18 protein-coding genes and 1 tRNA gene are annotated in these 17,587 nt (G+C 59.5%); 5 read left to right on the forward strand and 14 right to left on the reverse strand.

The window, feature by feature from the left end; genetic code table 11:
• Positions 1-668 precede the first annotated feature (668 nt).
• The 4 genes from MK6180000_RS14280 to MK6180000_RS14295 are packed head-to-tail and all read left to right on the forward strand — an operon-like array spanning position 669 to position 7,413.
• Positions 669-2,177 (forward strand): type I restriction-modification system subunit M, encoded by a 1,509-nt coding sequence (locus MK6180000_RS14280; protein WP_138935339.1) that lies wholly within the window; start codon positions 669-671, stop codon positions 2,175-2,177.
• Positions 2,167-3,402, forward strand: coding sequence for a restriction endonuclease subunit S (locus MK6180000_RS14285; protein WP_138935340.1), 1,236 nt, complete (start codon positions 2,167-2,169; stop codon positions 3,400-3,402). The genes MK6180000_RS14280 and MK6180000_RS14285 overlap by 11 nt, the downstream gene beginning before the upstream one ends.
• The gene (locus MK6180000_RS14290) at positions 3,395-6,682 is read left to right on the forward strand and encodes a type I restriction endonuclease subunit R (RefSeq protein WP_138935341.1); all 3,288 of its coding nucleotides are present in this window, start codon (positions 3,395-3,397) and stop codon (positions 6,680-6,682) included. The genes MK6180000_RS14285 and MK6180000_RS14290 overlap by 8 nt, the downstream gene beginning before the upstream one ends.
• Positions 6,682-7,413, forward strand: coding sequence for a M48 family metallopeptidase (locus tag MK6180000_RS14295; protein WP_138935342.1), 732 nt, complete (start codon positions 6,682-6,684; stop codon positions 7,411-7,413). The genes MK6180000_RS14290 and MK6180000_RS14295 overlap by 1 nt, the downstream gene beginning before the upstream one ends.
• Positions 7,414-7,696: 283 nt before the next feature.
• Here MK6180000_RS14295 and MK6180000_RS14300 read toward each other — a convergent pair.
• The 11 genes from MK6180000_RS14300 to MK6180000_RS14350 form a co-directional block, all read right to left on the reverse strand.
• Positions 7,697-7,786: transfer RNA gene (locus MK6180000_RS14300), tRNA-Ser, on the reverse strand.
• A 222-nt stretch (positions 7,787-8,008) separates the two neighbouring features.
• Positions 8,009-8,770 carry a TIGR02186 family protein gene (locus tag MK6180000_RS14305; protein WP_138935343.1) on the reverse strand — a complete coding sequence of 254 codons (762 nt, stop codon included), beginning with the start codon at positions 8,768-8,770 and terminating at the stop codon, positions 8,009-8,011.
• Positions 8,767-9,684: a sulfite exporter TauE/SafE family protein gene (locus tag MK6180000_RS14310; RefSeq protein ID WP_138935344.1), complete on the reverse strand. Its 918-nt coding sequence runs from the start codon at positions 9,682-9,684 to the stop codon at positions 8,767-8,769. The genes MK6180000_RS14305 and MK6180000_RS14310 overlap by 4 nt, the downstream gene beginning before the upstream one ends.
• A 71-nt stretch (positions 9,685-9,755) precedes the next feature.
• On the reverse strand, positions 9,756-10,388 hold the full coding sequence (locus tag MK6180000_RS14315) for a LysE family translocator (protein WP_138935345.1): 633 nt from the start codon (positions 10,386-10,388) through the stop codon (positions 9,756-9,758).
• A gap of 28 nt (positions 10,389-10,416) precedes the next feature.
• Positions 10,417-10,863 carry a GNAT family N-acetyltransferase gene (locus MK6180000_RS14320; RefSeq protein WP_138935346.1) on the reverse strand — a complete coding sequence of 149 codons (447 nt, stop codon included), beginning with the start codon at positions 10,861-10,863 and terminating at the stop codon, positions 10,417-10,419.
• Complete coding sequence (tsaB, locus tag MK6180000_RS14325; RefSeq protein WP_138935347.1) at positions 10,850-11,440, reverse strand: tRNA (adenosine(37)-N6)-threonylcarbamoyltransferase complex dimerization subunit type 1 TsaB; 591 nt, start codon at positions 11,438-11,440, stop codon at positions 10,850-10,852. Before tsaB ends, MK6180000_RS14320 begins: the two co-directional genes overlap by 14 nt.
• Complete coding sequence (locus MK6180000_RS14330) at positions 11,433-11,996, reverse strand: NifU family protein (protein ID WP_138935348.1); 564 nt, start codon at positions 11,994-11,996, stop codon at positions 11,433-11,435. The genes tsaB and MK6180000_RS14330 overlap by 8 nt, the downstream gene beginning before the upstream one ends.
• Positions 11,997-12,242: 246 nt before the next feature.
• Positions 12,243-12,848: a hypothetical protein gene (locus tag MK6180000_RS14335; RefSeq protein ID WP_138935349.1), complete on the reverse strand. Its 606-nt coding sequence runs from the start codon at positions 12,846-12,848 to the stop codon at positions 12,243-12,245.
• A 37-nt stretch (positions 12,849-12,885) separates the two neighbouring features.
• On the reverse strand, positions 12,886-13,020 hold the full coding sequence (locus MK6180000_RS14340) for an aa3-type cytochrome c oxidase subunit IV (RefSeq protein WP_138935350.1): 135 nt from the start codon (positions 13,018-13,020) through the stop codon (positions 12,886-12,888).
• Between the two features lie 179 nt (positions 13,021-13,199).
• On the reverse strand, positions 13,200-13,655 hold the full coding sequence (locus MK6180000_RS14345) for a DUF6173 family protein (protein ID WP_138935351.1): 456 nt from the start codon (positions 13,653-13,655) through the stop codon (positions 13,200-13,202).
• A complete protein-coding gene (locus MK6180000_RS14350; protein ID WP_138935352.1) occupies positions 13,652-14,713 on the reverse strand; it encodes an MBL fold metallo-hydrolase in 1,062 nt (353 codons plus the stop codon). Before MK6180000_RS14350 ends, MK6180000_RS14345 begins: the two co-directional genes overlap by 4 nt.
• A gap of 85 nt (positions 14,714-14,798) precedes the next feature.
• On the opposite strand from MK6180000_RS14350, the gene MK6180000_RS14355 reads away from it, so the two are divergent.
• Entirely contained in the window at positions 14,799-15,746 is a 948-nt protein-coding gene (locus MK6180000_RS14355; RefSeq protein WP_138935353.1) for an L-threonylcarbamoyladenylate synthase, read from the forward strand.
• Here the strand turns inward: MK6180000_RS14355 and MK6180000_RS14360 are convergent.
• From MK6180000_RS14360 to MK6180000_RS14370, 3 genes are all read right to left on the reverse strand, one after another.
• On the reverse strand, positions 15,743-15,934 hold the full coding sequence (locus MK6180000_RS14360) for a Trm112 family protein (RefSeq protein ID WP_138935354.1): 192 nt from the start codon (positions 15,932-15,934) through the stop codon (positions 15,743-15,745). The genes MK6180000_RS14355 and MK6180000_RS14360 overlap by 4 nt on opposite strands.
• Positions 15,931-16,575, reverse strand: a complete 645-nt coding sequence (locus MK6180000_RS14365; RefSeq protein WP_138935355.1) for an LON peptidase substrate-binding domain-containing protein — start codon at positions 16,573-16,575, stop codon at positions 15,931-15,933. Before MK6180000_RS14365 ends, MK6180000_RS14360 begins: the two co-directional genes overlap by 4 nt.
• A 63-nt stretch (positions 16,576-16,638) precedes the next feature.
• Positions 16,639-17,553 carry a tetratricopeptide repeat protein gene (locus MK6180000_RS14370; RefSeq protein WP_138935356.1) on the reverse strand — a complete coding sequence of 305 codons (915 nt, stop codon included), beginning with the start codon at positions 17,551-17,553 and terminating at the stop codon, positions 16,639-16,641.
• Positions 17,554-17,587: the final 34 nt, after the last annotated feature.

The raw sequence follows: 17,587 nt of genomic DNA on the forward strand, positions 1-17,587 counted from the left end.
GGAGGGCATTTGTATCGAAAATTTACGCCAGTTTTTCGATGGCATTGTTTCCCTCAACATTCATAGCTTTTCTAACACCCCATGTCGTGCGCGCATGCGGGCGCACGTAGATGTTTAGAAAGTCGTCGAAGTGATGCCAACAAGGGGCACTGACGGCCCCGTTCGACTTGCGCCGTTCGCTTGACACAATAGTTCCAGATGCGCCTCGACAAGGCCTAATGTCCCGTAGATGGCAACCTTGGTGACGCATTCACGGCGAGTGTCAGGGATTGACACATGGCGTTCCAAGACGACTGTGCTAACGCTTGAGAAAAAGATCAGGGGACGAGGGCTTATTCGGGCGGATAGACACCTCAGGCGGCAGACCGGTAATGCCATGAACATCGCCAACTAGAAGCGGGCTGGATCGTCGCCCTGAGCGATAGCAGGATTAAAATGGCCCTAGCCGCTATCCGAGCTCGAAGCTTCGCGACCGGTCAACGACTGGCCCTATGCAGTAGATCATCCAGTGCAAAGCGCAAGATACCATCCCCGCGCGGCCTCTCTCAGCTTGACCTTATTGCCCGCGCGCGAAATGGTGCCTCCGACCATCGATCCCGGATCTTTCACGCAATACTTAACCCGCTGTGGCTGGTGTTTATCGATTTACCGTTAATAAGGCTCCCCAGATGAACCCAGTGACCCAATCCGAGATCAACAAGGCTGCGTGGGGCGCGTGTGATACGTTCCGGGGGGTGGTCGATCCGTCGATCTACAAGGATTATGTTCTGACCATGCTGTTCCTGAAATACGTCAGCGACGTCTGGAAGGACCACAAGGCCCGCTACGTGGCCGAGCATCCTGAAGCGCCCGATCTGGTCGAGGCGATGATGCAGCAGGAGGCGTTTGTGCTGCCTGAGGGCTCCAGCTTCGATGCGCTTCACAAACGCCGTCACGAGGCTGGGAATGGCGAGCGGATCGACAAGGCCTTGCATGCGTTCGAGGAGGCCAATGGCGACAAGCTGCGCGATGTGTTCCAGGACATCAGCTTTAACTCCAACAAACTGGGCGCCGAGGAGCAGAAGAACGACATTCTGCGCCACCTGATGGAGGACTTCGCCAAGCCGCAGCTTGACCTGCGCCCGTCGCGGGTGGGGCAGCTGGACATCATCGGCGGCGCCTATGAATATCTGATCAGCCGCTTTGCTGCGACGGCGGGCAAGAAAGCGGGCGAGTTCTATACCCCCGCCGAGGTTTCCACTCTGATGGCCCGGCTGGTTGATCCGCAGGAGGGCGATGACATCTGCGACCCGGCCTGCGGCTCTGCCTCGCTGCTGATGAAATGCGGGCGGCAGATCCGCGACAGGACCGGGACCAAACGCTATGCCCTGTTCGGGCAGGAGGCCATCGGCTCGACCTGGGCGCTGGCCAAGATGAACCTGTTTTTGCACGGTGAGGAAAACCATCAGGTCGAATGGGGTGACACAATCCGCAACCCCAAACTGCGCACCTCTGATGACATGTTGCGCCATTTCGACGTTGTCGTGGCCAATCCGCCGTTCTCGCTGGATAAATGGGGCACCGAGGCAGCCGAGACGGACAAGTTCGGGCGGTTCCGCCGGGGTATCCCACCCCGGACTAAGGGCGACTATGCGTTTATCCTGCACATGATCGAAACGCTGAAGCCCAAGACGGGCCGCATGGCTGTGGTGGTGCCGCATGGGGTGTTGTTTCGCGGCTCCTCCGAGGGGCGGATCCGTCAGAAGCTGATCGAGGAGAACCTGCTGGATGCGGTGATCGGCCTGCCGGAAAAGCTTTTCTTTGGCACGGGTATCCCGGCGGCGATTCTGGTGTTCCGCAAGTCCAAGCCGGACACGTCGGTTCTGTTCATCGACGCCAGCCGCGAGTTTCAGGCAGGCACTAACCAGAACGCGCTGACCGAGGTACAGTTGGACAAGATCACCGGCGAATTTTCCGCGCGCAAAACCGTGGACAAATACGCCTATCTCGCCACGGTGGACGAGATCGCCGAGAATGATTTCAACCTGAACGTCCCGCGCTATGTGGATACATTCGAGGAAGAAGCTGAGATTGATCTGATGGCGGTGCGGGGCGAACGCACACGACTGAAAAGCGATCTGGTCGAGTTGGAAACCCGTATGGTAGGGTACTTAGAGGAGCTTGGTTATGGCTCTTGATCAGCATCGTGCCCTCAAGGAAGTAGGTGCCGACGAGATTCCTGACGGGTGGTCGCTGTCCGTAGTAGGATCGGCCTGCCGCATAAACAACACGCTTCGCCACCCTCTGTCCGTGGAAGAGCGGAAATCGATGAAAGGGGACTACCCCTACTTCGGTCCGACCGGATGCTTGGATAAGATAGACGAATATCGTATTGATGGTCGCTACGCCCTTATAGGTGAGGATGGCGATCACTTCATCAACTTTTCAGGCAAGCCTCAGACGCAAGTCGTGAGCGGCAGGTTCAATGTCAATAATCATGCCCACGTTGTAGGCGAAGGTCCAAACTGCACAGTTGATTGGTTCTTCTATTCTTTCCATCATCGGCGATTAATACCGCACCTATCCCGACAGGGCGCAGGCCGATACAAGCTCAACAAGGCCGCGCTCGAAAAAATTCCAATGTTGGTCCCCCCACTCCCCGAGCAACGGAAGATCGCGGAGATCCTGTCGACCTGGGACCGGGCCATCGAGACGGCGCAGGCGCTGCTGGCCACCGCCCGCACTCAGAAACGCGCCCTGATGCAATCCCTCCTCACCGGCAAGCGCCGCTTTCCCGAGTTTGAGGGGCAGGAGTGGCGGGAGGTACGGCTGGGTAGTCTTGGCTCTACTTTCAACGGGCTGACCGGCAAGACAAAACAGGATTTTGGAGAGGGAATGCCCTATATTCCGTATCTGAATATCTTTCAGAACTCTCGAATTGATCCATCGCAATTCGACTACGTTGATGTTGATGTGAATGACCGGCAAAACCGTGTCTATTTCGGGGATATTTTCTTCACTACATCGTCGGAAACGCCAAATGAAGTAGGGATGTCTTCGGTTCTCCTCGACGATATTCCAGACGTGTTTCTCAATAGCTTTTGCTTTGGTTTCAGGCTGCATGATTTTGAAACGCTTCGTCCTCGTTTCGCGCGCTTTTTATTAAGGGGCCAAGACTTTCGGAGATTGCTACACCGGCTCGCTCAAGGAGCCACAAGGTACAATTTGTCCAAGAGACATCTGCTGGACCTGCAGTTGACCCTACCGTTGGTCGAAGAACAGGAGAAGATCGCCGATGTTCTAGAGGTAGCCCAAAGTGAGGAGGCAAACCTATCAATACAGATCATGCACCTCCGCACCGAAAAGAAGGCGCTGATGCAGCAACTGCTGACCGGCAAGCGGCGGGTGGTTCTCGATGCCTGACGCTGGCACACAGGTGCCCGACACGAAGGAAGAAGCCGCCGCCAAGTTGCCTGCGCTGCATGTGATGATGGCGATGGGGTGGGAGTATCTGCCCCCAGCGCAAGCCTTGGCAATGCGCGGGTCAGAACGCGCCGTGCTCCTGACGGCTGTTCGGCGAGACCGACTGACCGCGTACCGCTTCGACTTCAAGGGTCAACGCTATCCGCTGTCTTCTGCAGGGATTGCCGCGGTGATCCGCGAGTTGGGCAGGACCGGTTTAAGCGAAGGGCTGATCCCAGGCAACAAGGCGATCTATCAGCACCTGACCCTGGGCATCACCGTGACCGAGTTTGTAGACGGGCAGAAGGCATCAGTGACCGTGCCGCTGATCGACTGGGCGAATCCGGCCAACAATACCTTTCACGTCACCGAGGAGCTTTCGGTCGAGCGGCCCGCCGGACTCGGGCGCTTTCGCCCCGACATCGTGGGCTATGTGAACGGCATCCCGCTGGCGGTGATCGAGGCCAAGCGCCCGGTTTCCTCGACCAAGGACAAGGCCATGGTTGATGAGGGGATCAGCCAGCACCTGCGCAACCAGATGGGCGACGGTATTCAGGACCTCTATGCCTATTCCCAGCTGCTGCTGTCGATCTCGGGCGCAGAGGGGCGCTATGGCACGACCGGCACACCGAAAAAATTCTATTCGATCTGGCGTGAGGAAGACCTGAGCGACGGCGCGATGACCGCCATCCGCAACACACCGCTGAGTGTGGCGCAAAAGACTGCGTTGTTCGCCGACCGCCCCCAGTGGGCTCGACAAGGATATGAGGCGCTGCATGCGGCCCCCGTGCTGTTAACCGAACAGGACCGGCTGATCATCGGCCTACTGCGCCCGGACCGGCTGTTGGACATGGCGCGGCGGTTCACGTTCTTTGACAAGAAGATCGGCAAGATGGTGGCGCGCTATCAGCAGGTGCAAGGCACCAAAGCCATCGTGGAGCAGGTTCGCAAGAAAAAGCCCGATGGCCGCCGTGAGGGCGGGGTGATCTGGCACACGACCGGTTCGGGCAAGTCCAACTTGATGGTTCTGTTGACCAAGGCGTTGCTGTTGGAGGAGACATTGACCGACTGCCGGATAATTATCGTCACCGACCGCGTCGATCTGGAAAAGCAGTTGGCCAGCACCTTTCTGACAGGTGGGGCATTTGGCTCGGACGTGGCGACCAAGAAAGATGGCGAAAAGGCCAAGGTCCAGTCGGGCCGCGATCTGGCCCAGCGAATTGGCCATGGCAACGAGCGGATCATCTTCACCCTGCTGCAAAAATTCACATCCGCCACCAAGCTGCCCGAATGCCACAACCCGTCTGACAAGCTGATCGTGCTGGTTGACGAAGGCCATCGCAGCCAGGGCGGCGAGAACCACGAGCGCATGCGCATGGCGCTGCCCAATGCCGCATTCATCGCGTTCACCGGCACGCCCCTGCTGAAGGAGGATAAGACCCGCAACAAGTTCGGGCCGATCCTGCACGCCTATACCATGCAGAGGGGAGTGGAGGACGGGGCCGTGACGCCGCTGGTCTATGAAGAGCGCAAGCCGGTGGTCGACATCAACGACAAGGCCATTGATGCGTGGTTCGACAAGATCACCGTGGGCCTATCGGACAAGCAAAAATCCGACCTCAAGCAGAAGTTCGCCACACGCGGCCGCGTATATGGCGCAGGCAACCGGATCGATTTGATCGCTTGGGACATCGCCACCCATTTCACCGAGAATTTCGGCAAGCTCGATCTTGGCCTGAAGGCGCAATTGGCCACGGACAGTAAACTGTCTGCCATCCGCTACAAGCAGGCGCTTGATGCGACAGGCATGGTGACGAGCGCGGTCGTAATCTCGGCCCCCGACACGCGCGAAGGCCATACGGAAGCAGACGAGACCAAGCTTCCTGAGGTGCAATCTTGGTGGAAAGCCAATGTTGACGGTGATGCGGCGGACTATGAGACCCGTATTGTCGAGGATTTCAGCACCGATGGGGCACCCGACATCCTGATCGTCGTGGACAAGCTGCTGACAGGGTTTGATGAACCGCGAAACGCCGTTCTCTACATCGACAAGCATCTGAAAGGGCATAACCTGCTGCAAGCCATCGCCCGGGTGAACCGCCTGCATGAGGCCAAAAAGCACGGATTCCTGATCGACTACCGAGGCATTTTGGCCGAGTTGGACACCTCGATCCAAGATTATCAGGATCTCGCCGCACAGACCCAGGCCGGATATGACATCGACGATCTAAAGGGCACGATCGCCAACGTCTCGACCGAGTACAAACGCCTGCCTGCACTGCATGATGCCCTCTGGGCGATCTTCAAAGACGTGAAGAACAGGGCTGACTTTGAGCAGTTCCGTCAGGTGCTGGTTCCGAGCTACACGGAGAGCGATGATGGCGGTTCCGTCGACAATCGGCAGAAGGTCCGTGAAGACTTCTACGACGCCCTCACGGCGTTCGGCATGTGCCTGAAGCTGGCTGTGTCGTCGCGCGCGTTCTTCGAGGATGGGGCTTTTGACGAAAAGACCATCCAAGCCTACAAGCGCGATCTGAAGTTCTTCACCGATCTACGAGTGCAGGCGAAACGCGATGCGCATGAGACCGTGGACTTCTCCGAGTATGAGGATCAAATCCGCAAACTCATCGACAAGCAGGTTATTGGTCAGGAGATTGTTGATTCAGAAGGTGTGATCCTGGTCGGCACTATGGGCAACAACGACGACCCCGCCGAGTGGTCGGAGGAGAAGACTCGCACCGAGGCGGACGTCATCAAGACCCGTATTCGCAAGACCATCGAGCAGAACCTGAATGACGACCCGCACGCCCAACGTGTTTTCTCTGAGATGCTGAAAGAAGCTATCGCCAACGCCGAGGCGATGTTTGAACACCCAAACAAGCAGTATGTGTTGTTCAAGGACCTAGAGGAGGCTGTGGAAAGGCGTGACACGCCCGGTGTGCCGGATCGGTTCACGGATCGCCCGAGGGCACAGGCATATTTCGGTGCGTTCCTTGATCAGTTGGGCGCTAAGGCAGCGGATCAGCCTGAGGACGTCCTAGTGGCCGAGGCCATGTATATCGACGACACCGTGGACAACGCGGTGCAGACCCATTCGATCAGCCCCGGTAACATAGAGACCGAGATCAGCAAGGCTCTGTTACCGCGTTACTTCAAGTTCTTCGGTGGGCTGGATGACGCCAAGACAATGATCGACCGAGTGATCGGCATCGTACGTGCAGGCAAGGCCAAGGGCAGCTGATGCCATCCGAACATTTCTTAACATATGGCGACCAACAGATCTCCTACAACGTGAAGGTTGACAGCCAACGCTCTTCTCGGATTGCAATCCATGTTGATCCGGACGGATCGGTGTCTGTGGACGTGCCCCCGGTGTTTGACGAAGCAGCCATTCGTGCTGCGGTGCAGAAGCGCGCGCGATGGATCGTCGGTCATGTCGCAGAGGCCAGGGCGCGTTTTGCGCATGTCCGACCCCGCGAATATGTCTCCGGCGAGCAGATACTGTACCTTGGGCGCCGCTATGTTTTGAAAGTCCTGCCAACGGACAGCCAACCAAAGCCGGTCCGATTGAAAGGCAATCGATTGGTGGTTGAAACAAAATCCTCCGATCCGGACATCATACGAGGCAAGGTGCGCGGTTGGTATAAGGTGAAGGCGCGAGACTATTTCGTTCGCATGATCGACGAGGCGGCCACGCGCCTACCATGGGTCAATCAAGCGCCGCCACTGCGGCTTCTGGAAATGAACAAGCAATGGGGTAGCTGTTCAGCTGGCGGCAAGATCATACTGAACCCGCATTTGATCAAGTCACCGCGTGTCTGCATCGAATACGTTGTGCTGCACGAAATTGCCCACCTCAAGCATCACGATCATGGGCCCGAGTTTTGGCGGCTGGTGGGCGAAAGCCTGCCGCAGTGGCGCGTCGCGAAAAAGACGTTGGATGATATGGCTGAGATTCTGCTGGCAGAGTAATCTGGCTTGAAGTGCTGCAGGAAAGACAAGCGCCAACTTAAAAGCGTCACTTGGAAGTCTCCACTGTTAGCGAGGAGCTGTGGCGTCGAGCCATGTTCCGGCACTGGTCAGTGCGCCAATTGCAAGACTATCATCATATTGCTTTGGGATGAGATGCGAACGTAAGCGTAATCTTTAGAATCACTCGTCGCGGTGAGTGGTTTCCAAGAGCATTTGGCTTGGCGGGTTGGTTGGCGGGTAAGGAGCCTTGATTCCGCAATTATTGTTAGTTTTCAAAGGTGGGTGGCGGAGACGATGGGATTCGAACCCACGAGACCCTTCCGGGCCTACTCCCTTAGCAGGGGAGCGCCTTCGACCACTCGGCCACATCTCCACCAACGCGTATAACTAAGCAAACATGGATATTACAAGGCAAAACTGCCTGAATATTCCGATTATCTTTTACCCCAAAACAGCCTTCAATGACCGATCTCACAAAAGTCAGGCGCTGTGGGTTTCAGGGATACCCAGCAATTTTATCGACAAACGAACATCCGTTGGCGATTTGCCAAAATGCGAATAGATCAACGCCTATCTCGCACTGAGCTAGCCTTTATCAGCCTCGCCGCAGCGCACGGAAGAGGGCCGACGCACCCCAGCCCGCAATGATCGCGATAGCCAGCGACATCAGGCCATAGAGCACCGATTGCTGCTTTGCCAGCGTGTGAAGCCACCGCTCCAACCCGACCTTGCGCACATCGATGATCGTCTCGTACTTCGACACGACCTGCCCGCGGCGCGTGAGGAAAATGCGGGTGACATAGTTGCCCTCGGTCAGGTTCGACGGCAGGTCCAGCGACGTCTGAAACAACGTCTGCTGAGTCAACTCGACCGCGCCTTCGCGCATTTGGTAGGCGCCGCTGCGCTCGCGAATGCGGATAACGGCGTCAGTAAAACTTTGGGCATCGCGCACGCCGCCGGGTGCGCCGACGGACCGGATTGCGCGGGGGATGGAAATTTTGTGGCGCAAATCCTCGACTTGGCTCAGCACGTCCTTCCATGGCCCCGATGTGGCGACCGCGTAAAAACTGGGGGCGACATCCACCTCGACCGCATCGACATTCACCCAAATGCCAAAGCGCCGCTCTTTGCGGCGCACATCCAACGGCTGGCTGGGCCCGGCGATGGCCACGACGACGCCCAACTCATCGGGTGGGATCGCCTCTTCGCGCTTGATCGCGCCAAATAGCAGTATTTCCGACCCGTCGAAGGTGGTGTCGATGGCGATGGTGTTGCGACTAAGGCCCAGCACGACCTCCTCGGCACGGCCCGGCAGGGCCAGCAGAACCAGCAACACGGCGACCAATCCGCGCATCATGGCCGCACCACGGTGCTGATAGAAAACACTTCGCTGGGCTGTAGCAATAGATCCAGCGCCAGCTTAAAACAGACAGCCAACACGAGGATCGCCAGAAGGATCCGCAGTTGCTCGGCCTTCATACGGGCGCCAATCTGAGTGCCAAACTGCGCCCCGACAACACCGCCGAACATCAGAAGCAGCGCCAGCACCACGTCGACGATCTGGCTGCTGACCGCGTGCAGCATAGTGGTAAACGCAGCGACAAAGATGATCTGAAAGAGCGACGTTCCGACCACCACCTTGGTCGGCATACCCAGCAGATAGATCATCGCTGGCACCATGATAAAACCGCCCCCGACCCCCATGATCGCCGCCAGAACACCGACGGCCATACCAACCAGAACGGGCGGTATCACGCTGATATAAAGGCCGGATGTGCGAAACCGCATCTTAAACGGCAGCTTCTGTATCCACGTATGTTTTTTGCGGGGGACGCGGGGGCCGTCGCGCCGCGACCTGCGGATCGCGCGCAGGCTTTCAAAGAACATAAGCCCGCCGATTATGCCCAGAAAAACAACGTAGAACAGCGTGACCAGCAGATCCACCTGCCCCATCGCCTTGAGATAATTGAACAGCATCACACCAAAGCCGGCGCCGATGAGGCCGCCAATCAGTAGCACCGTTCCCATCCTCAGATCCACGGACCGCCGCCTGAAATGCGCCAGAACAGCGGAAAAGGACGAAGCGACGATCTGGTTCGCGCCAGTCGCGACCGCGACTGCGGGCGGGATGCCGATAAAGAACAAAAGCGGCGTCATCAAAAATCCGCCGCCTACTCCGAACATGCCCGACAGAATGCCAACAAGACCGCCAAGGCCCAGCAACAGGAACGCGTTTACCGAGACTTCGGCGATGGGCAGGTAGATTTGCATCATCTTTCCTAGCGTCCGGCCAGCCGTCTTGGCAAGCGTCAGTGCGCACGCGCGCGCGTTTTGAATGTTTGTTAGCGCGCTGAAGCCAGCTTCCATGCGGCAAAGACAAAAAATACGCCTAGTCCTGCCTCGATCCAGCGGCGGCCATGCGCGTAGGCCTGCCGGATTGGCGCAGACGACAACAGCAGCGCCCATGCACCATGCGCTACCAGTGAGATTGCGAACGCTCCAATTACAAAGCCGATGACGATGGCCGCGCCACCGCCTTGCGTTGCGCCGACCGATGCAATGGCCAGCCAGAATATCAACGCCTTGGGATTCGTCACCTGAAGCGCATATCCGGCCATGAAGCGGCGAGGCAGGCTACGTCGCCGCACCTCGCGCGCTCGGATTGCAGGTGGATACGCTGCCTTGCGAAACGCGCCATAGGCCAGCCATAGCAGATACCCTGCCCCGATCAGCCGCAGAACACCCATTGCCCATGCCGCCTGCGTCAAGATCAATCCGACGCCCAGCAAGGTGGCGATGTTGATCGTCGCGCTGCCTGCCGCGATACCGAACGCCGCAACCATCGCATCGCGCCGACCGTCGGTTTGGGCGACGCCCAGCAGCATGGCGACCGCGGGCCCCGGCGATGCAGATGCAAAGGCGAGGATCGCATAGGCGGCGGCAAAACCGGGCAAAAATGGAAGAAAATCGGTCATGGCGGGCCTTTCACGGGTGCACTATGGCCTATGTTGACGCTTGGCCCTGGTCAAGCGCGCCCAACTCCTTGGTCAGAACAAGTGCATCGACTGCCTCGGCTCCGGTGCGCGCATAATAGCCCGCACGCTGGCCTATCTGAATGTAGCTCGCGCCAGCATAAAGCGCGCGCGCGGCAGCATTGTCTGCCGCGACCTCAAGAAATTGAGTAAGCGCGCCACGCTCTGCGGCCGCAATTTCAATCTGCGACAATAAATCGGCCGCGATACCTTGCCTGCGATAACCCGGGTCCGTCGCCAATGTCAGCAATTCCGCCTCACCCGCGATAACGCGCGCAAGGGCAAAGCCATGCGGGCCAGCGCGCAGACAGCACAGAGGCGAGGCGATCAGGTCAGCAAACTCTGCCACGCTCCAACCCCGGCCCTGCCCCGCGAACGCGCGCGCGTGCAGCCGCGCAAGGGTCTCAGCCGTGCTCATCTAGCATCACCGGCGGCGCGTCACGCGCAGGGGCGGCGTCGGCAGTCCTTAGGTATAGCGGCGCAGGGGGCGCGCCCGGCAATGCGTTCGCAGCAATGCGCGCGATCTGGCAGGCCATCTGGTCCGGCTCAGGCAGATAGTGCAGCGGCGGGCCCAGCGCTTGCGCGTCTGCCAAGGTCAGCATGGCCTGCTGTCCGCCAGGGCGTTCGACATAGACATGATCGCGCGGCGCTGGCACCGCTGGCACATGTGCAGCCGCCTCGCCGCTGGATATCACCTCAAACGACGTCACCCCGATCGACGGTATCTCCAGCGCCAGCGCCAGACCGCGCGCCGCCGACACCCCGATGCGGATGCCGGTAAAGTTGCCCGGCCCTACCCCAACGCCAATCCGCGCCAGATCCGTCCACTCGGCACCACCCGCTGCCAGCACCTCCTCCAGCAACGGCATCAGGCGTTCCGCTTGCCCGCGCGTCATTGCCTCGCTGCGCGCTACCAATATGCGTGGCCCGCACAGCAAAGCGGCCGCGCAATGCGCGGCCGATGTATCAAAGCCAAGGACCAGCGCGTCAGACACCGACGGGCCGTACCTCTGTCACTTCGGGAATGTAATGACGCAAGAGGTTCTCAATTCCCATCTTCAGCGTGATGGTCGAGGACGGGCAACCAGCACAGGCGCCTTGCATGTGCAGGTAAACAACGCCCCGGTCAAAACCATGGAACGTGATATCACCGCCGTCCTGCGCTACCGCAGGCCGCACACGTGTATCCAGCAGCTCCTTGATCTGGTTTACGATTTCGCCGTCTTCGCCGCTATGCTCTGAATGACCCGACGGCGCGGTACCGCCATCTTTCATCACTGGCATCCCGGACTGGAAATGCTCCATGATCGCGCCCAGGATCGCGGGCTTAATATGGTCCCACTCGACTGCTTCAGCCTTTGTCACAGTGACAAAGTCATTGCCAAAGAAGACTGCCGTCACACCATCCACCGCAAAAACGCGCGTTGCCAGTGGCGACGCGCCTGCATTCTCGGATGACGGAAAATCAGCCGTGCCTGCGGGCAGGACGGTTTGGCCCGGCAGGAATTTCAAAGTCGCCGGGTTGGGCGTAGATTCGGTCTGAATGAACATGATGCACCCCTGATTTGCCTCAATGACATATGCGCGCGACCAAACCCCGAGTCAAGGTTTGGAACGATTCTAAGTTGGTACCGCCCATTCACCTTGCCTGAAATATCCCCGCCGGAGGCATTCCTGCCTCAGCAACAATTCCGACATCAGCATTTCGTGTCACGCCTGCGCCGCGCCAGTGCTGAGGCCCGTCGGGGCCGAGATTTACCGCATGCGCCCTAGCGCATTCCGCTGGACTGCGCCCCATCAAACCTTGGAAGGGTCCCACGCGGCCAGAACCTTGGAATTGTCGTCGCTGTCATACTCGTAGAGGACCTCCTCGGTCACGCCCGGCAGCTTGCCAAAATCTGCGGCCAGCGCTTTGGGATACCAAGTTTGCCCGACCCTGCCCGGAAAAATTTCGGACAAAATGCTTGAGGTGCTGCGCGCGCAGAATGCCATTGGAACGGCGCCCGAGGATTTGGCCAACCGCATTGCCCTTTCGGCCTGCGCGGGTGTCACGTCCAGCTCTTGGATTTTGACGTGAAAGGTGTTGCGCGCGTGGTAGCGGGTGTAGACGTCGGCGATCATCGGCGTCACGCCATAGATAACATCTTCTTGCTCGGCGATCGTTTCATGCTCGAACGATCCGGATCCGTCAAAGATCACCCGCTGCGAGCCGTTGATCATCAGCGACGAATGTGCGCCCGACCCGTTATTGTTGTTCAGCATCGTGAAAAGCGTCAGGCGCGGCGGGCCGTCATGTTGGTAGGCCGCGCGCATCACTTCCTCATCCGTCGCCCAGTCACCCTGAGGGGCTGCACAGCCTGCAACAGACAGAATGGCGCACAGTGCCATGATTGCATAGCGCATAAAGTCGCTCCTAATTACTGCCCCGCGGGGCGAGCGATCAACCGTTGACCAGTGCCATGAAAATCAGGACGCAAATAGAAAAAATCGCCACGCGTGTCGACCACTTGATGAACGCATCGAACGTCTTTTCCTGTTCTGTGGTGTCCATCTCGCCATGTTTGTACTCAGCCATGTGAAATACCGTCCTTTTGGTGCCGACATATCCGGCTGATTAAAGTGTTTCGCCCAAATTCTCAATCAGGAAATTCGGCAAACCGCAAGCGGCGCGCGCGGCCTGATATGCCCTCCGCTCCATCAGCCCGCCGAGATTGAATGCGACGGTGCGACATTGTCCACCGCGCATCGCCAGGCTCAAGCCTTTTCCAGCTCGGCAGCCAATTGAAAGCCGATCCTCTCCGGCTCGGCCTGCGCCTCGGGTTTTGGCAGGGCGCGCAGGATGACGCTAAGCTGGCTGACATGCTGCACCAGCTGCGTTTTACTGCCCGACGCATCACTGCCGTAAAAGGTGATTACATCGGGGTCGAAGTACCCCATTCCCTCGATTTTCAGCACACCTGCATCGCCGCCGACGAAGCCCATGGCGACCTCATGCTCATTATCCAGCGCCTTCTCGAAATTCTGGATATAAAGGATCAAACGCTCGTAAGCCCATTCCGCCTCACTCTTATTCTCGAACGGCTTGGCCTTCATGCTGGCGGGCGCATTCTCGGCAGGGCTGGAGTGCGCTTTGCCGGTATGCACCTCGCGGCAGCGCGGCAGGGCATCGGCTTCGACAACCTCGGCTGTCGTGTTGATCTCTTCGCTCACATGCTCTCTCCCTTAACCTGCCACAGCCAAGCGCCATCGTCCTGGCGGCTACGTGTTACTCGGCCCAGCTTATGCAAGTGGTTCAGATGTGCAACCGCCTCGACCAAAGCGAGGCCGTATGTCCCAGCGTCGATGCGGCGTTTAAATAGCGGCGCGAAACAGTCCGCTGCTGTGCGCGGCATGTCCAGATGCGCCTCCAGCCGTCTAAGCGCGCCGTGGTGATTCTCGACGAGTTGGCGCATCCGCAGCGGCAAGCCGGTAAAGGGCAGCTTGTGACCGCCCAGCACCAGATGATCCGGCCGCGCAAATCCGGCAAGCCTATCGCAGGCCTCCAGCCAGTCGGCGACGGGATCGGCCTCAGGCTCGGTCGGATAAACGCCCAGGTTAGGACTGATTGACGGCAGGATCTGATCCCCGGAAATGACCAGATTGCAGTCCCGGCTCCACAGCGTCAGATGCTCAGGCGCGTGGCCATTGCCGGTGCGCACGTCCCATATGCGGCCCGCTGCCTCGATGGTGTCGCCCTCTTGGACCCGCGTGTAGCCCACCGGCAAGGGCGCGCAGCTGTCGGCAAAGTTGTAAGGTCGCGCATCTTTGCGGGCCTCATATATTTCGGGATCCATCCCTGCACTGCGCCAGTAATCCAGCGCTTGCGGCGTCGGGCGCGCCTCTTCGTCCAGAATCAGCATCCGCGCCATCAGCCATGCGGTGCGGGTGGTCACAAGCGGCGCATCAAAGCGCTCCATCAGCCAGCCGACCATGCCGACATGATCGGGGTGGTGATGCGTCAGGATTACGCGGCTGACGGGTTGGCCCCGCAATGGCCCGGCCAGCAGCGCTTCCCATATCGCGGTGTTGCGACGAGATTGGATACCGGTGTCCACGATGGTCCAGCCGCCCGCGTCCTCAAGTGCGTAGATATTGACGTGGTCCAGCGCCATTGGCAGCGGTAGGCGCATCCATAGAACGCCCGGGGCAATCTGGGTCGCGGCGCCCTCTGCGGGCGGTTCGGGCCACGGATACCTTATGCCGGTCTCGTCGGTCGTCTTGGGGGGCATCGGCTATCCTTGGCAATCGAACGGGTGCGCGGTAGTCACGTACCAGTTTCTGAACACCCCCTCCACCCCAAGGATCCCAGCGCCGATGCACACCCGCACCCTCGCCCCAGATGCCGCCGGCATCACTGACGCCGCAAGGCTGATCGCAGACGGCCAGCTGGTCGCGATCCCGACCGAGACGGTCTATGGCCTTGCAGGCGATGCGCTCAATAGCACCGCCGTCGCCCGCATTTTCGAGGCGAAGGGCAGGCCCAGCTTTAACCCACTGATCGTGCATGTCGCGGATAGCGCGGCGGCGCAAACATACGGCGTCTGGTCTGATATGGCGGACCGGCTCGCACAAGCCTTTTGGCCCGGCCCTTTGACACTGGTTCTGCCGCTGCGCGCAGGTGCGGGCCTATCGCCGCTGGTTTCCGCCGGGCAGGACAGCGTCGCGATCCGCGTGCCTGCGCATCCCATCGCACAGGCCCTGTTGGCTGCCAGCGGTGCGCCCCTGGCCGCACCATCGGCCAACCCATCAGGGCGCATCAGCCCGACGCAACCCCAGCATGTCCTGAGCGGCCTGGATGGCCGCATAGCCGCCATTCTGGATGGCGGTCCGTGTGACGTAGGCGTAGAATCGACCATCATTGGCCTGACGGGCACGCCAATACTGCTTCGTCCCGGTGGCTTGCCGGTCGAGGCGATAGAGGCTGCACTTGGCGCACCCCTTGCGCTGCACAGCGAGCATGATGCCATCACGGCCCCCGGCCAGATGGCATCGCATTATGCGCCTACCGCCACCATGCGGTTGAACGCCGACTCTTCCCGCGCCGGAGAGGTGATGCTCGGATTTGGCGGCACCCCCGGCGCTGAGTTGGATCTGTCACTTTCGGGGGATCTAATCGAGGCGGCAGCAGCCCTGTTTGGCCATCTGCACACGCTGGATGTCAGCGGTGCAAAGGCTATTGCGGTAGCGCCCGTACCAGAACGCGGCCTCGGCCGCGCAATCAATGACAGGCTGCGGCGGGCCGCAGCGCCAAAGCCAGACTAGTCGAGCACGCGCGCCTCACTGATCAACAGTATGGGAACGCCGGCCCGAATAGGAAAGGCAAGCCCAGCTGTGCGGCTAATCAACTCGCCAGAGGCTGCGTCATATTCCAGACGCTGGTGGCTATTGGGGCAAACCAGCGCCTCCAACATGCGGCGGTCAAACTCTGGCGCGCCGATCTTATCTGTCATTGCAGCATCCCCTCGCCGTCACCGCCCCGCATAGCGAACTCGATCAATGTTAGCAGCGTCTCGCGCCGCGTGCTCAGCGATGGCGCCTCTAAAAGCGCCTGTTTGTCCTCAGGCTCGAACCCCAGCAGCATTGATAGCGAATTTATCAACAGCTCGTCATCGGCTTCCTTGAGGCTGTTCCAATCGGTCTGCAGATCCTCGGCCTCAAAATACTGCGCCAGTATGCCCAAAAACTTCTCGCGGTCGAATGCGGTATCGCCCTCCTCCGGCCCATTGTCACGTTCGAACCCGGTCCATGACACGCGTGCGCGGCGGTAGGGTGTGAATCCCTCGACCTCTTCGATCAGGCGAAAGCGTGACATGCCAGCTAGCGTGACCATATACCTCCCATCCTCTGTTTCAGAGAATTGCGAGATGCGTCCGGCGCAGCCAATGGTGTGCAGACCCGGCCCAGCGCGGCCCGGCACCTTGTTCGGCTGGATCATCCCGATCAAGCGGCACGGCGTTTTTAAGGCATCGTCGAACATCGCAAGATAACGTGGCTCAAATAGGTGCAGCGGCAGCCGCGCGCGAGGAAGCAAAAGAGCACCCGGCAGCGGAAAAAGCGGAATGACATCGGGAAGATCTGTATTTTGCGTCATGCCCTCATACCTAGCCCTTGGCGCGCGCCGGACAACAGCCCAGCGCGCGCCGTTTGCATGACGTTACGCAAATATCATCGAGCTCAGCTTGCGCCGACCGCTCAGCACAACTGGATCGTTCGGCTTAAGCGCGTCAAAGACCGTAAAGAGCTGCGTCTTGGCCGCGCCCTCGTTCCACTCCGCGTCGCGTCGGAACAGCTCCAGCAGGTGATCGACAGCCTCGCCGCTCTGTCCGCTTGCGGCCAGCGCTACGGCCAGATCGTAGCGCGCCTGATGGTTCGCCGGATCGGCCTCGACCGCTGCCTCCAGCTCGCCTATCGGGCCGGCGTCGGCGGCTTGGCGGGCCAAGGCCAACTGCGCATGCGCGGCTTCGATTTCAGCCGCTGTGCCAATTTCCGCAGGCGCGCCGTTTAGCACGGCCTCGGCCTGCTCAAGCTCGCCCAGGGCGATATGCGCGCGCGCCAAACCGCCAAAGGCAGCAGCGTTCGTGGGGTCCTCTTCTGCGATTGCGGCAAAGGTCTGTGCGGCGGATGTGGCATCACCCTCGTCCAGCATCTCGTCAGCGGCGGCGACAGCTTCGGCCAGACCATCCTCTTCCGGGGCCGCGCCGCCCGCTGCCGCGACGGCGCGTGCGACAAATTCGTTCAATTCAGAGCCAGAGACATTTCCCTGAAACCCGTCAATCGGCTGGCCTTGCCAGAACGCATAGACTGTCGGAACCGACTGCACACGCAGCTGTCCGGCGATGCCCTGATTTTCGTCGACGTTCACCTTGGCCATGCGGACGGCGCCGCCGGCCTTGGTCACGGCAGCCTCCAGCGCAGGGCCCAGGGTCTTGCAGGGGCCACACCAAGGTGCCCAGAAGTCAACGATCACAGGTATGGTCTGCGACATCTCGACAACCTCGGCCATAAAGTCAGCCTCGGATACGTCCTTGATCAGATCGGTCGCGGGGGCCTGGCCACCAAGTTCTATCATCTCATCTCGCCTCGCTAAATTGCGCTTTGAAGAC

Origin of the sequence: Roseovarius arcticus (assembly GCF_006125015.1) — a bacterium.
Classification (GTDB): Bacteria; Pseudomonadota; Alphaproteobacteria; order Rhodobacterales; family Rhodobacteraceae; genus Roseovarius; species Roseovarius arcticus.

Bases quoted from the DNA above. Each gene is read 5' to 3' on its own strand.
- MK6180000_RS14285 (WP_138935340.1), top strand. From the start codon at position 2,167: ATGGCTCTTGATCAGCATCGTGCCCTCAAGGAAGTAGGTGCCGACGAG.
- MK6180000_RS14330 (WP_138935348.1), bottom strand. From the start codon at position 11,996: ATGTTCATTCAGACCGAATCTACGCCCAACCCGGCGACTTTGAAATTC.
- MK6180000_RS14355 (WP_138935353.1), top strand. From the start codon at position 14,799: ATGCACACCCGCACCCTCGCCCCAGATGCCGCCGGCATCACTGACGCC.
- MK6180000_RS14365 (WP_138935355.1), bottom strand. From the start codon at position 16,575: ATGACGCAAAATACAGATCTTCCCGATGTCATTCCGCTTTTTCCGCTG.
- MK6180000_RS14335 (WP_138935349.1), bottom strand. From the start codon at position 12,848: ATGCGCTATGCAATCATGGCACTGTGCGCCATTCTGTCTGTTGCAGGC.
- MK6180000_RS14320 (WP_138935346.1), bottom strand. From the start codon at position 10,863: ATGAGCACGGCTGAGACCCTTGCGCGGCTGCACGCGCGCGCGTTCGCG.
- MK6180000_RS14310 (WP_138935344.1), bottom strand. From the start codon at position 9,684: ATGCAAATCTACCTGCCCATCGCCGAAGTCTCGGTAAACGCGTTCCTG.
- MK6180000_RS14340 (WP_138935350.1), bottom strand. From the start codon at position 13,020: ATGGCTGAGTACAAACATGGCGAGATGGACACCACAGAACAGGAAAAG.
- MK6180000_RS14290 (WP_138935341.1), top strand. From the start codon at position 3,395: ATGCCTGACGCTGGCACACAGGTGCCCGACACGAAGGAAGAAGCCGCC.
- MK6180000_RS14360 (WP_138935354.1), bottom strand. From the start codon at position 15,934: ATGACAGATAAGATCGGCGCGCCAGAGTTTGACCGCCGCATGTTGGAG.
- MK6180000_RS14280 (WP_138935339.1), top strand. From the start codon at position 669: ATGAACCCAGTGACCCAATCCGAGATCAACAAGGCTGCGTGGGGCGCG.
- MK6180000_RS14370 (WP_138935356.1), bottom strand. From the start codon at position 17,553: ATGATAGAACTTGGTGGCCAGGCCCCCGCGACCGATCTGATCAAGGAC.
- MK6180000_RS14315 (WP_138935345.1), bottom strand. From the start codon at position 10,388: ATGACCGATTTTCTTCCATTTTTGCCCGGTTTTGCCGCCGCCTATGCG.
- MK6180000_RS14295 (WP_138935342.1), top strand. From the start codon at position 6,682: ATGCCATCCGAACATTTCTTAACATATGGCGACCAACAGATCTCCTAC.
- MK6180000_RS14350 (WP_138935352.1), bottom strand. From the start codon at position 14,713: ATGCCCCCCAAGACGACCGACGAGACCGGCATAAGGTATCCGTGGCCC.
- MK6180000_RS14305 (WP_138935343.1), bottom strand. From the start codon at position 8,770: ATGATGCGCGGATTGGTCGCCGTGTTGCTGGTTCTGCTGGCCCTGCCG.